Annotated in this window: 9 protein-coding genes; 3 read left to right on the forward strand and 6 right to left on the reverse strand. The window is 56.5% G+C overall.

Features of this window, described 5'->3' with window-relative positions; all coding sequences use genetic code 11:
• Positions 1-100 precede the first annotated feature (100 nt).
• The 3 genes from ACQG0S_RS07270 (at position 101) to ACQG0S_RS07280 (ending at position 5,307) form a co-directional block, all read left to right on the forward strand.
• Positions 101-2,803 carry a glycosyl hydrolase family 18 protein gene (locus ACQG0S_RS07270; protein WP_023299703.1) on the forward strand — a complete coding sequence of 901 codons (2,703 nt, stop codon included), beginning with the start codon at positions 101-103 and terminating at the stop codon, positions 2,801-2,803.
• Positions 2,804-2,905: 102 nt separating this feature from the next.
• Positions 2,906-3,346: a type III secretion system invasion protein IagB gene (gene iagB, locus ACQG0S_RS07275; RefSeq protein ID WP_023299704.1), complete on the forward strand. Its 441-nt coding sequence runs from the start codon at positions 2,906-2,908 to the stop codon at positions 3,344-3,346.
• Between the two features lie 134 nt (positions 3,347-3,480).
• Entirely contained in the window at positions 3,481-5,307 is a 1,827-nt protein-coding gene (locus tag ACQG0S_RS07280) for a glycoside hydrolase family 19 protein (RefSeq protein ID WP_426750159.1), read from the forward strand.
• A gap of 144 nt (positions 5,308-5,451) precedes the next feature.
• Here ACQG0S_RS07280 and ACQG0S_RS07285 read toward each other — a convergent pair whose 3' ends face one another.
• The 6 genes from ACQG0S_RS07285 to hcp all read right to left on the reverse strand — a co-directional run bounded on the left by ACQG0S_RS07285 (position 5,452) and on the right by hcp (position 13,633).
• Positions 5,452-6,465, reverse strand: coding sequence for an NAD-dependent epimerase/dehydratase family protein (locus tag ACQG0S_RS07285; protein WP_022647600.1), 1,014 nt, complete (start codon positions 6,463-6,465; stop codon positions 5,452-5,454).
• Positions 6,466-6,557: 92 nt separating this feature from the next.
• The gene (locus ACQG0S_RS07290) at positions 6,558-7,994 is read right to left on the reverse strand and encodes an SDR family oxidoreductase (RefSeq protein WP_045623357.1); all 1,437 of its coding nucleotides are present in this window, start codon (positions 7,992-7,994) and stop codon (positions 6,558-6,560) included.
• Positions 7,995-8,004: 10 nt separating this feature from the next.
• Positions 8,005-9,006, reverse strand: coding sequence for a low-specificity L-threonine aldolase (ltaE, locus tag ACQG0S_RS07295; protein WP_032624552.1), 1,002 nt, complete (start codon positions 9,004-9,006; stop codon positions 8,005-8,007).
• A gap of 38 nt (positions 9,007-9,044) precedes the next feature.
• Entirely contained in the window at positions 9,045-10,763 is a 1,719-nt protein-coding gene (gene poxB, locus ACQG0S_RS07300) for a ubiquinone-dependent pyruvate dehydrogenase (RefSeq protein ID WP_022647603.1), read from the reverse strand.
• A 238-nt stretch (positions 10,764-11,001) separates the two neighbouring features.
• Positions 11,002-11,970, reverse strand: a complete 969-nt coding sequence (gene hcr, locus ACQG0S_RS07305) for an NADH oxidoreductase (RefSeq protein ID WP_023299707.1) — start codon at positions 11,968-11,970, stop codon at positions 11,002-11,004.
• A gap of 10 nt (positions 11,971-11,980) precedes the next feature.
• Entirely contained in the window at positions 11,981-13,633 is a 1,653-nt protein-coding gene (hcp, locus tag ACQG0S_RS07310; RefSeq protein ID WP_426750162.1) for a hydroxylamine reductase, read from the reverse strand.
• Positions 13,634-13,650 lie beyond the last annotated feature (17 nt).

Here is a 13,650-nt window from a genome sequence, read left to right on the forward strand (position 1 = left end):
GGCACTCACGTTGGTTAAATACGCATTACGCGAAACGCATCCATGATCTCACGGAAGGCATGGGTTATTACGTTATAAATAAATTTATCAGGAAATAAAAATGAAATTTATGAAACCAAAATATCTGGCGCTCTTTATTGCGGCGGCCACCAGCTCCGCATTTGCAGCTGCGCCGGGTACGCCTTCTATTACATCGGGCAATGATAAATTTGCGCTGGTAGAAGTGGATCAGGCGGCACAGGATTACAACAACCTCATCAAAGTGCATAAAGAGGGTGTTGATGTAAAAGTGGAATGGAACGTCTGGAGCGGTGACGCCCCAACGTCTGCAAAAGTGCTGCTGGACGGCAAGACCGTCTGGACCGGCGCGGGCAGCGCGGCGGGTTCTGCGACCTTCAAAGTCAAAAAAGGGGGCCGCTATCAGGAACAGGTCGAACTGTGTAACGACAGCGGTTGTACCAAAAGCGCAAGCAAACTGATTATCGTGGCGGATACCGACGGAAGCCATTTGCTGCCGCTGAATACGCCGCTGCTGGAAAATAACAAAGCTTTCGCTCAGCATACCGATAAAGTCGTCGGTGCCTATTTCCCTGAGTGGGGCGTTTACGATCGAAACTTCTCTGCGGATAAGATCCCGGTCGCGAACATTAACCACCTGCTGTATGGCTTTATTCCAATTTGCGGCGGCGACGGTATTAACGACAGCGCCAAATCTTCAGGTGCACTGGAATCCCTGAAACGCGCCTGTGCTGGCCGTCAGGACTACACCGTGGCCATTCACGATCCATGGGCTGCGTTGCAGAAACCGCAGAAAGGCGTAAGCAACTGGGACGATCCCTACAAAGGTAACTATGGGCAGCTGATGGCGATGAAAAAAGCCCATCCTGACCTGAAAATTCTGCCATCCATTGGTGGCTGGACCCTGTCCGATCCGTTCTATCAGATGGATAACAAAGTACTGCGTGACCGTTTCGTGGCGTCGGTAAAAGACTTCCTGACCACCTGGAAAGTGTTTGACGGCGTGGATATTGACTGGGAATTCCCGGGCGGCGGCGGTGAAAACGCCAAACTCGGCAATCCTCAGACCGATAAAGCCACCTACACCGCGCTGATGCACGACCTGCGTCAGATGCTGAATGAACTGTCTGCGGAAACCGGTCGTACCTACGAGCTGACTACTGCAATCGGTGCCGGTAAAGATAAGATCGAAGACGTGGACTATAACACCACGCAGCAGTACCTCGACCATATCTTCCTGATGAGCTACGACTTCTACGGTGCCTGGAGCAATACCGATCTGGGCCACCAGACCGCCCTGTACGGTGCTTCCTGGAAACCAGACACTAACTACACCACCGATAACGCGGTAAAAGCGATGCTGGAGCAGGGCGTTAAGCCAGGCAAGATCGTGGTAGGCGCAGGTATGTATGGCCGCGGCTGGACCGGCGTTCATGGTTATACCGGCGATAATCCATTTACCGGCACCGCAACCGGACCAATTAAAGGGACATGGGAAAACGGTATCGTTGACTATCGTCAAATCGTCAACCAGATGCTGGGCAAACCGGGCTGGGAATACAAATATGACGAAGCGGCTGAAGCGCCGTACGTGTTCAACAAGTCCACCGGTGAGCTGGTGACGTACGATAACGCCCGTTCCGTTATGGCGAAAGGCAAATACGTACTGAACAAAAACCTGGGCGGACTGTTCGCATGGTCTATCGAGTCTGATAACGGCGATATCCTGAACGCCATGAACGAAAGCCTGCTGGGCGGAAGTTCCATCCCGGATCTGCCTGTTGAGACTAACCATGCGCCAGTGGCTTCAGCTGCCGATCAAAATGTCACCGGTCCTGCAACCGTGACCCTGGATGGCTCTGCTTCCAGCGACCAGGACGACGATGCGCTGACCTATAAATGGACGCAGGTTTCAGGCCCTTCTGTGACCATCGCCAATAGCACCAAAGCAAAAGCCAGCTTTAGCGTTCCGGCTGTGACAAGCGACCAGAACCTGGTCTTCCGTTTGACCGTAACCGACGCTAAAGGGCTGAGCAATGCTGTTGACGTCCAGGTTGTGAATAAAGCGCCTAAAGCCAACCAGGCGCCGGTAATCAATGCTATGGAAGCCGTTACCGTTCAGTCCGGTGAAGCAATTTCTCTGCACGCACAGGCATCCGATCCTGATGGTGACGCGCTGACCTACAGCTGGAGCGTACCGGCTGATATGAACGCGACCGGCACTGATTCGGCGAACGTTCGCATCACTGCGCCAGAAGTGCACAATACCTCTTCCTACACCCTGAGCGTTATTGTGACGGACGGTAAAACCAGCGTGCAGTCTGACGTGCAGGTGACGGTGGAGCCTAAGCCAGCTGACGAGGTAACGCCTCCTGCCGATGACGTCACACCACCGGCTGACGACGTAACCCCTCCGGCTGACGACGTAACCCCGCCAGCTGATGATACCGCCGGCAGCTGCGACGCACCTGTCGATGCCAACGCCAGCAAATACGCTGCGTGGGACGCGAGCAAAATCTATAACAACGGCGATACCGTAAGCTTCGACCACCTCGTGTGGAAAGCGAAATACTGGACTCAGGGCAATCAGCCTGGCTTCGGTATGGACGCGTGGGAGCTGGTAAGCAACGTGAAGATGAACTGGCGTTCTGACCTGGTCTACAACGGCGGCGACACCACCACCTATGAAGGTAACGTTTACCGTGCGAAATGGTGGACCCGTGGTGATAACCCAGCAAATAGCGACGTATGGGTAAAAGAAGGCGCATCAACAGATTGCAAATAATCTAACCCATTAATTACTCCCCCCTTCTGAGGGGGAGTAATTAAAAATTCATTTTACAGGATGTTTCTAAGGAGAAATAACCAATAAAGTCAGCAGGTAAAAATGAAAAAGCTCATTTTGTTGTTATTAATAATAAGCCAGGGTGCTCTGGCAAACTGTTGGGATAAAGCGGCGCGTTATTATCATGTCGACCCTTATTTACTGTACGCGATAGCGAATGTGGAATCCGGTATGAATCCGTACGCGGTTGGGAAAAACCGCGATGGCACGCGGGATGTCGGGCTGATGCAAATCAACAGCTCGCATTTTACCGCGCTGGAAAGCAGAGGCATCGATGAGTATCGCTTAATGACCGAGCCGTGTACCTCCATCATGGTGGGTGCCTCCATTCTCTCCGGAATGATAAGAGTATATGGCTATAACTGGGAAGCGGTAGGCGCTTATAACGCCGGGTTGAAGAAAGAGAATTATCCGCAGCGGATGAAATATGCCCATAAGGTCTGGGCTAAATATCAGCAATTAAAATTAGCAGCACGCGATTAACGTTTTTTATTTTTGAAGAATTCCTGAAGGTGTTCTTCGAAAAGTGAAAACAGCTGAATGTGGTTTATGTATTAACGGAATAATACCTAAGCCGGGATATTAACATTTAATTTGAAACGAACAGGAAAACTGAAATGAACAAAAGGACGTTACTGAGTGTACTTGTTGCTGGTGCTTGCGTTGCACCTTTTATGGCGCAGGCCGCCTCTTTGCAGGCGACCACCGGCGAGCCGTACACCATGAAAGCCAGCGATCTGGCGAAGAAAGAGCATGAGCTCACTAACTTCCCGCTGATGGCCTCCGTTAAAGAGACTATTCAGACCCTGGACAACGCGCAGGTCGAACTGATTGAGCCAGGCCGCGCGGCGAACCCGGACAACGTCAAACGCGTTGAAGGGATTGTGAAAGCCAGCGACTGGGAATATCTCTTCCCGCTGCGTGCACAGGCTTATACCTACAGCAACTTCCTGAAAGCCGTGGGTAAATTCCCGGCGCGGTGTAAGACCTACAACGACGGTCGTGACAGCGACGCTATCTGCCGCAAAGAGCTGGCGACCATGTTTGCCCACTTTGCCCAGGAAACCGGCGGCCACGAAAGCTGGCGTCCGGAAGCCGAATGGCGTCAGGCGCTGGTCCACGTGCGTGAAATGGGCTGGAGCGAAGGGCAGAAGGGCGGCTATAACGGCGAATGTAACCCGGACGTCTGGCAGGGACAGACCTGGCCTTGCGGTAAAGACAAAGACGGCGATTTCCTGAGCTATTTCGGACGCGGTGCGAAACAGTTGTCCTACAACTACAACTACGGTCCATTCTCTGAAGCGATGTACGGCGACGTGCGTACCCTGCTCGATAAACCTGAGCTGGTGGCGGACACCTGGCTGAACCTGGCCAGTGCTATCTTCTTCTTCGCCTATCCACAGCCGCCAAAACCAAGCATGTTGCAGGTGATCGACGGTACATGGCAGCCGAACGATCACGATAAAGCCAACGGCCTGGTCCCGGGCTTCGGTGTAACAACCCAGATCATCAACGGTGGCGTTGAGTGCGGCGGCCCGACTGAAATTGCGCAGTCTCAGAACCGTATCAAGTATTACAAAGAATTTGCGAACTACCTGAAAGTCCCTGTTCCGGCGAACGAAGTGTTGGGTTGCGCCAACATGAAGCAGTTTGACGAAGGTGGCGCAGGCGCCCTGAAGATTTACTGGGAACAGGACTGGGGATGGAGCGCGGATACCCCGGACGGCAAGACTTACTCTTGCCAGCTGGTGGGCTATCAGACACCGTTCAGCGCGTTCAAAGAGGGCGACTACAGCAAGTGCGTGCAGAAGTTCTATAACGTGAATATCGTGAATGACGACGGTTCCTCGGTGACGCCGGACGAAACCCCGGTCACGCCAACGCCAACACCTTCTGAAGATGTTACGCCGGCCCCAACGCCAGCGCCAGTTCCGGATGAAACTCCGGTTGAACCTGTCGCGGTGAACCACGCGCCGGTTGCGCAGATTGCGGGCTCAATCGGTGCCGTTGAAGCGGGCGCGCAGGTTTCTCTGAGCGCGGAAGGCTCTACCGACGCAGACGGCAACAAGCTGACCTATACCTGGCGTTCTCAGGATGGCCAGACCGTGACCGGCGAAGATAAAGCGGTGGTGACCTTTAAGGCGCCTGAGTCTGCAACGGCGCAGCAGTATGAAGTGAGCCTGACCGTCAGCGATGGCGAGCTGAGCAGCACCACGTCTTACCTGCTGAACGTGAAAGCGAAAGCGGCAACGCCATCCGGAGAAGATACGTCTTACCCGGCATGGAGCGCGAACAGCAAGTACAACGCCGGTGATATCGTGAACAACCACGGTAAATTGTTCCAGTGCAAACCGTTCCCGTACAGCGGCTGGTGTAACAGTGCGCCGACGTACTATGAGCCGGGTGCAGGCCTGGCTTGGGCTGAAGCCTGGACGGCTCTGTAAAAGCAAACGGCAACCCTCGGGTTGCCGTTTTAATGTTTGCACCCTCTACCTGTGGGAGAGAGCCGGGGTGAGGGCATCAGTCCGCACTCTCTGTTTTTTGCCGGGTGGCGCTGCGCTTACCCGGCCTACATGAGGCTGGAACGCTTACCGGTGTAACTTCCCGTGATCCCGCAACCACGCCGCCGTACGCACTATCCCTTCATCGAGCGAGATAATCGGTTTATACCCCAGCTCGTTCTCCGCCCGAGAAATATCCAGCGTAAAATCAAAGTTGAGCTTCGACACACCGTAATGCGTCAGCGCAGGCTCTTTCGCCGATTTACTGCCAAAGCGCTCCATGCTGCGGGCAATCATGTCCAGCATCGGGTAGGGAACAGAACGGATCCGGCAGTCGATTTTTAACTCATCAATCAGCCTTTGCACAATGCTGCGCAGGGTACAGGGTTCGCCGTTGGTAATGTTATAGGCGCGGCCCGACACCAGCTTATCGCACTCCGGCTGGCTCGCCAGCCACATGGCGTGAACGGCATTTTCGTAATAGGTCATGTCTACCAGCGCATCGCCGCCGCGTGGTAACAGCACGCTGCCGTAATGGTGCATCATCTGGGCCAGTCGCGGGATAAAGACTTTGTCGTGCGGCCCAAACAGGCTCTGTGGTCGCAGCACGGTAAAGCGGGTGTGCGGATTTGACTGGGCCAGCAGGTCGATCACCTCTTCGCCAGCCGCTTTACTGCGGGCAAATTCACAGGCAAAGCGCGCAGGGCGGAAATCTTCCTGAATATCACGATGATGGTGATAATCAAAATAGAGCGACGGGGAAGAGATATGAATAAAGTTACGCACGCCCCAGGCGACGGCCCATTCGCCCAGACGGCGCGTGGCGCGCACGTTGGCGAGATCGAAGGCTTCCTGGGTACCCCACGGGGAGGTAAAACTGGAGCAGTGCCACAGCGTATCGATACCGGCGAGCATCACCTTGGCCTGAGAGGAGACCAGCTCCGTCAGGTCGGCATGGACAAACTCAGCGCCCATTTTTTGCAAGAGCTTGCCCATCGCCTCGTTGCGACCGGTGGCCCTCACGCTGATGCCTTTGTTGCGCAGAAATTCGACCGCATTTCGGCCTAAGCCGCTGGTCGCCCCGGTAACCAGTACCTTCATAACAATCCACTGTGTTGAAAAGAATTTCGTGCGCATTCTTTCGTGAATTACGATGTGTTGCAATGGGAAAGGTGAAAGATTAAGAGTTTTATTTAGTTACTTTCCCGCTTTTCTTCTGCCAGTTGCGCAATCCGTTTCGCCATTCCGCGGAAGATAAACAGGTGTGCCGGGATCATCAGCAGCCAGTAGAACAGCCCGGGCATTCCGTGCGGGTGCCACCACGCCCGAACGTCCAGCTCGCGGTGATCGCCTTTGTCTTTAAGGGTGAAGCAGAGCCGCCCCAGCCCCGGTGCCTTCATGCCAAACAGCAGCGCCAGCTGTTTTTCCGGCTCAACGATGATCACCTTCCAGCTGTCGACCGTATCGCCCACGTTCAGATACGGGGCGGCAGGACGGCCTTTTGCCAGCCGGTGACCCACCAGCAGATCCAGCGCGCCGCGCGTTTGCCAGAGGATATTGCCGAAGAAATAGCGCTCTTTGCCGCCGATCTGGTTCACAACGTCCCACAGCGCTGAGAGGCTGGCAGTGGTTTTTACCGTACAGCCCGCCTGTTTTGGGTAATAGCCGTACTCGGGCCGCCAGCGGGCAAACGCCTGCGCGTCGTAGCCCCAGTCACTGGAGTTCACCAGCTTCTCTTCTTCTTTCAGCGTATTGCGTACGGCATCGTCGAAGGGGATCAATTCCTGAGGGATCAAGGCACGCAGTTCACGATCGTCCGCCAGCAGATCGTGTTTCAGTCCCTGTATAAGCGCTTTGGCAGTCGTCGGCGGCACGGAGGTGATCACATTCAAAAACCACACCGAAATCCAGCGGGTCGGGAAGGGGACGGGCACCAGCCAGCGGCGGCGGCCACTCACCCGCATAAAATGTTCGAACTGCGCCTGATAGCTCAACACTTCCGGGCCAGCCGCCTCCAGCACACGATGCGCCGCCGCCGGATGATCCAGCAATGCCACCAGATAGTGGAGTAAATTCTCCAGCGCAATGGGCGTGGTGCGCGAGCGTACCCAGCGCGGCGGTGTCAGCACAGGCAGGTTGTAGACCATATCGCGCATCACTTCGAACGCGGCGGAACCCGCGCCGACGATGATCCCTGCCCGCAGTTCGGTGACGGGGATACGGGCGCTTCGCAATGTCTCTGCCGTCAGTTGCCGGGCGCGCAGATGGTCTGACTGCTCGTTCTCAGGCGCCTGAAGCGAGCTTAGAAAGATCACCTGCTTTACCGGCGTTTGCAGCAGCGTATCACGTACGTTCATCGCCACCTGACGCTCGTGGGCGATAAAATCGCCGCCTTCGCCCATGCTGTGAACAAGGTAGTAAAGCGTATCGACCCCTTCCAGCAGCGCAGGAAGCGCTTTCGGCCAGTTAAGGTCAACGTTGTGACACGTCACGCCAGGCAAATGTAGCTTTTGCAGGCGTTCCGTGTTGCGTGCCACTGCCAGCACCTGGTGCCCCTGCTGGCTTAACGCAGTGGTCAGATGCTGACCGATATACCCGCTGGCACCGAGCACCAGAATACGTTGCGGCACGGTATGCTCCTTAACGCTGTAAAAACGCCTGCCAGTGTTTCACCACCTCGGTCAACTGCTCGCGGTTAACGTCAAGATGCATCACCAGTCGCACGACCGGGGAGGCGTTGATCAGCACGCCTCGGGCTTTCATAAATTCGCCCAGCGCGGCAGCATGCTCATTGCCGACGCGGACAAACAGCATGTTGGTGTCATGACGCATGACATCAGCGCCGATTTCACGCAGCTGCGCTGCCATCCACGCCGCATTGTCGTGATCGTCTTTCAGGCGTGACACGTTATTTTTCAGGGCGTACAGTCCGGCAGCCGCCAGAATACCCGCCTGACGCATCCCGCCGCCGGTCATTTTGCGCCAGCGGTTGGCGCGTCTGATGTAGTCCGCGCTGCCAACCAGCAGGGAACCTACCGGCGTGCCCAGCCCTTTAGAGAGGCAAATGGTGAACGAGTCGCAATATTGGGTGATCTCTTTCAGCTCGCAGCCGTACTCCACCACGGCGTTGAAGATACGTGCGCCGTCAACGTGCAGGCCGAGCTTGCGCTCGCGGGTAAAATCCCATGCCGCTTTCAGGTATTCGCGCGGCAGGACTTTACCGTTATGGGTGTTTTCGAGGCTCAGCAGTTTAGTGCGGGCGAAGTGAATATCATCGGCTTTGATTTTTGCCGCGACTTTGTCCAGCGGCAGCGTACCGTCCGGCGCAGCATCGATCGGCTGCGGCTGAATGCTGCCAAGCACCGCCGCGCCGCCGGCTTCGTACAGGTAGTTATGCGCCCCCTGGCCGACGATATACTCTTCGCCGCGCTCGCAGTGGCTCAGCAGCGCCACCAGGTTAGCCTGCGTGCCGGTGGGCAGGAACAGGGCAGCCTCTTTACCGCTCAGCTCGGCCGCATAGCGCTGGAGTTCGTTGACCGTCGGGTCATCGCCGTAGACGTCGTCCCCGACCGGGGCGGCCATCATCTCTTCGAGCATGGCGCGGCCCGGTCGGGTAACGGTATCACTACGTAAATCAATCATTTCACATCCCTTTCATTTAAGAGGTCTTGTGAAATGTTTTACCTGAGCCAGTTGGTTTTTGCCAGTTCGATCACTTCGTCACCGCGCCCGCTGATGATGGCGCGCAGCATGTAGAGGCTAAAACCTTTAGCCTGTTCCAGCTTGATTTGAGGCGGGATTGCCAGCTCTTCTTTAGCGACCACCACATCCACCAGTACCGGGCCGTCGATGGAGAAGGCACGTTGCAGGGCTTCGTCCACCTCTGAGGCTTTCTCCACCCGAATACCGGTGATACCGCAGGCTTCGGCGATGCGGGCGAAGTTGGTGTCGTGCAGCTCGGTGCCGTCCGTGAGGTAGCCTCCGGCCTTCATCTCCATCGCCACAAAGCCCAGCACGCTGTTGTTAAAGACCACGATTTTCAGCGGAAGCTTCATCTGCGCCACCGACAGGAAATCCCCCATCAGCATACTGAACCCGCCGTCGCCGCACATCGCCACCACCTGACGTTCCGGTGCCGTCGCTTTTGCGCCCAGCGCCTGCGGCATGGCGTTGGCCATTGAGCCATGGTTGAACGAGCCAAGCAGGCGTCGTTTGCCGTTCATTTTCAGATAGCGCGCGGCCCAGACGGTGGGCGTACCCACGTCGCAGGTGAAGATGGCATCGTCGTCGGCAAAGTGGCTGATCTGCTGCGCCAGATACTGCGGGTGGATCGCTTTTTCGCTCGGTTTGGCGAGATCGTCCAGCCCCTTACGCGCATCGCGATAGTCGCTCAGGGCTTTATCGAGGAATTTGCGGTCCGTTTTTTCTTCCAGCAGCGGCAGGAGGGCGGCGAGGGTGGATTTAATATCGCCGATAAGCGCCATATCCACCTTGCTGTGCGCGCCGATGCTACCGGGATTAATGTCGATCTGGATAATTTTCGCATCCGTCGGGTAGAACGCGCGGTACGGGAACTGGGTGCCGAGCAGGATCAGCGTATCGGCGTTCATCATGGTATGGAAGCCGCTGGAAAAACCGATCAGCCCGGTCATGCCCACATCGTACGGGTTATCGTATTCAACGTGCTCTTTCCCGCGCAGGGCGTGCACAACTGGCGCCTTCAGCTTAGCGGCAAATTCCACCAGCTCTTTATGCGCGCCGGCACAGCCGCTGCCGCACATCAAGGCGATATTGCTGGAGTATCGCAGCAGTTGCGCCAGCTTTTTAAGCTCTTCATCCGCAGGGGTAATGGTTGGCTGTGGCGCAGAGTACCAGTGGGTGGTGGCGGTTTCAGGTGCAGCCTTCAGCGCCACGTCCCCCGGCAGCACAACCACCGAAACCCCGCGATTCAGGATCGCCTTACGCATGGCTATCGCCAGCACCTGTGGGATCTGCTCCGGCGACGAGACCAGCTCGCAGTAGTGGCTGCATTCACGGAACAGCTCCTGAGGATGCGTCTCCTGAAAATAGCCGCTGCCGATTTCGGATGACGGAATATGTGCGGCAATCGCCAGCACCGGAACATGGTTGCGGTGACAGTCGAAAAGACCGTTGATAAGGTGCAGGTTTCCCGGTCCGCAGGAACCTGCACAGACGGCGAGTTCGCCCGTGAGCTGCGCTTCGGCACCCGCGGCAAAGGCGGCGACCTCTTCATGGCGGGTGGGCATCCATTCAATGGTCTTCATCTTGTTAAGGCTGTCGCTGAGTCCGTTCAGCGAATCGCCGGTGACGCCCCAGATACGCTTTACGCCAGCCTGTTCCAGGGTTTTCGCTATGTATGCAGCCACGGTTTGTTTCATGGTGGTCCTTCTCCTTTATGTGATATCGCTTACAAGCTTAGAAGAAAGTCACTGTATTGGCTGCCTGGTATTCCATACGCACAGGCAGTAGGCACAACGTAAGCCGGGTAAACGCAGTGTCACCCGGCAAAAAGCCCGGTGGCGCTAACGCTTACCGGGCCTACGAAGAGCCAACATGTACAAAGTAGGCCGGGTAAACGCAGTGCCACCCGGCAACAAATGGGGGCACTGCGCCAGATTATGCCAGCACCAGGTCTCCCTGCGGATGGCATGAACACGCCAACACGTAACCCTCTGCAATTTCCGCATCGGTCAGCGTCATGGTGCTGGTGACGGTGTATTCACCGGAAACCACCTTCGTCTTACAGCAGCCGCACACACCCGCGCGACAGGCTGCCGCTACCGGCACGTTATTGCTTTCGAGCGCTTCAAGCAGCGTGGTGCCCACGCGACCAAAGAAGGTCTGCGCCGGTTGCAGCTTCGTGAACTTCATCCCGCTGGTCGCCGCTGCCGCTACAGGCGTGAAGAACTGCTCTTTAAAGAAGCGGGTCACGCCGAGCGCTTTCACTTCTTTCTCCACGATCTCCATGTACGGCGCCGGGCCGCAGGTCATCACGGTACGATCCGCAATGTCCGGCACGCTTTGCAACATTTCGCGGCTCAGACGCCCCGCGACAAAACCGTGCGTCGCGTTGTGCTCAGCCACCAGGGTCACCGGATAATTTCGCCATTCCTCGGCAAAAATCACATCTTCCGGGGAACGCACGCTAAAGATCACCTGCACGTCGGCCTGAGGACGGTATTTCGCCAGCCAGCGGCGCATCGACATAATCGGCGTTACGCCACAGCCTGCCGCCAGAAGCAGGAATTTGTCTTCCTTCTTGTCGTCACAGGTGAACTCGCCCTGCGCGTCAGACAGCCAGATGTAATCCCCGCGCTTCACGTCACGGGTCAGCCACCGGGAGCCTGCGCCGTCATCAATACGACGGACGGTGAGCGTTATGTATTCGCTCACGCCCGGCGTGGAGGAGATCGTGTAGGCGCGCAGGGTATCCGCCGAATTACGCACACTCACTAGCGCATACTGACCTGCGCGGTACGGGTAGTAGTCATGGCACAGCAGCGACAGTGTCCACACATCCGGCGTCTCCTGTTGGATGTGATGAACCTGCATCCGCCACGGACATTGTGAGGTTGGCATGGTCATGAGTTACTCCTTACGCGCTCAGCAGTTGCTTCATATCATCTTCAACGTTGGTCACGGAACGCAGACCAAATTTCTCGTTCAGGATGGCCAGCAGGTCCGGCGTCAGGAAGCCTGGCGCGGTCGGCCCGGTGACGATGTTGGTCACGCCGAGAGAGAGCAGGGTCAACAGAATAACGATCGCTTTCTGCTCGAACCAGGAGAGCACCAGCGACAGCGGCAGATCGTTCACGCCGCAGCCCAGTTTCTCTGCCAGCGTGACCGCCAGAATGATGGCTGAATACGCATCGTTACACTGACCAGCATCCACCAGGCGTGGCAGACCTTCGATGTTGCCGAAGTCCAGCTTGTTGAAACGGTATTTACCGCAGGCCAGGGTCAGGATCAGACAGTCTTCCGGAACGCGGGTGGCGAAATCGGTGAAATAGTTACGTTCCCCGCGCGCGCCGTCACAGCCGCCGATCAGGAAGATGTGACGCAGTTTTTCACGGCTGACGAGGTCAATCAGGGAATCCGCCGCACCCAGCAGGGTCTCACGGCCAAAACCGACGGTGATGAGGTGCGGAATTTCGCTGTACGGGAAGCCTGCGATCTGCTGCGCCTGTGCGATAACCGGACCGAAATCATCGCCTTCAAGGTGGCTCACGCCCGGCCAGCCGACGATGCTGCGGGTCCAGATACGGTCGTCATACGCGCCCACGGTAGGGTCGATGATGCAGTTAGAGGTCATGACGATTGGGCCAGGGAAGCGGGCGAACTCCACCTGCTGGTTCTGCCAGCCGCTGCCGTAGTTACCGATCAGATGCTTAAATTTACGCAGTTCCGGGTAGCCGTGCGCGGGGAGCATTTCGCCGTGGGTATAAACGTTAACGCCGGTGCCTTCGGTCTGCTTCAGCAGGTTGTAGAGATCTTTCAGGTCGTGGCCAGAGATCAGGATGCATTTACCTTCGGTCGCTTTGACGTTGACTTGCGTCGGCGTTGGGTGGCCGTAGGTGCTGGTTTCACCGGCATCCAGAATGCTCATCACTTTGAAGTTCATCTGGCCGATTTCCATCGAGCATTCCAGCAGGGCGTTCATGTCGGAAGGCCAGGTGCCCAGCCATGCCATGATTTTGTGGTACTGGGCATAAATGTCGTTGTCGTACTGGCCGAGTACGTGCGCGTGCTCCATATACGCCGCAGCACCTTTCAGACCGTACAGGCACAGCAGGCGCAGGCCGAGGATGTTCTCGCCAATCGCCGCTTTGTCTTTATTGGGAGTAAATTCGGCGGCCTGACGCTGTAGCTCGCCCAGGTCGTCGCTCACCAGCTGTAGTTCCGCCATCGGGTTGTCCACGCGGGCGCTGGCGTCGGCATTCAGGCATTGCGCTTTCAGGGCTTCACGCAGGGCAATCGCTTCGCGGGCATAGCCCACAATGCGTGGCGAATCGAAGTTAACGTTAGTCAGCGTGGAGAAAAATGCGCGCGGCGCAAAGCTGTCGACATAGTGATCGACAAGGCCATATTCACGGGCCTTGAAGGCCCAGGCGGATAAGCCTTGCAGCGCCGCAATCAGCAGGTCCTGGAGATCGGACGTTTCTGCGGTTTTGCCGCACATACCCTGCGCGTAAGAGCAGCCGTTGCCTGCCGGGGTACGGATGGTTTGTTCACATTGCACACAAAACATAATCACACCTGTTAAAG

The organism is Enterobacter cloacae complex sp. 418I7 (assembly GCF_050030705.1).
GTDB classification, from domain to species: domain Bacteria; phylum Pseudomonadota; class Gammaproteobacteria; order Enterobacterales; family Enterobacteriaceae; genus Enterobacter; species Enterobacter intestinihominis.

What these genes read in the sequence shown, in the direction of transcription:
- ACQG0S_RS07280 (WP_426750159.1), top strand. Translation starts at nt 3,481, where the DNA reads ATGAACAAAAGGACGTTACTGAGTGTACTTGTTGCTGGTGCTTGCGTT.
- ltaE (WP_032624552.1), bottom strand. Translation starts at nt 9,006, where the DNA reads ATGATTGATTTACGTAGTGATACCGTTACCCGACCGGGCCGCGCCATG.
- hcp (WP_426750162.1), bottom strand. Translation starts at nt 13,633, where the DNA reads ATGTTTTGTGTGCAATGTGAACAAACCATCCGTACCCCGGCAGGCAAC.
- iagB (WP_023299704.1), top strand. Translation starts at nt 2,906, where the DNA reads ATGAAAAAGCTCATTTTGTTGTTATTAATAATAAGCCAGGGTGCTCTG.
- poxB (WP_022647603.1), bottom strand. Translation starts at nt 10,763, where the DNA reads ATGAAACAAACCGTGGCTGCATACATAGCGAAAACCCTGGAACAGGCT.
- ACQG0S_RS07270 (WP_023299703.1), top strand. Translation starts at nt 101, where the DNA reads ATGAAATTTATGAAACCAAAATATCTGGCGCTCTTTATTGCGGCGGCC.
- ACQG0S_RS07285 (WP_022647600.1), bottom strand. Translation starts at nt 6,465, where the DNA reads ATGAAGGTACTGGTTACCGGGGCGACCAGCGGCTTAGGCCGAAATGCG.
- hcr (WP_023299707.1), bottom strand. Translation starts at nt 11,970, where the DNA reads ATGACCATGCCAACCTCACAATGTCCGTGGCGGATGCAGGTTCATCAC.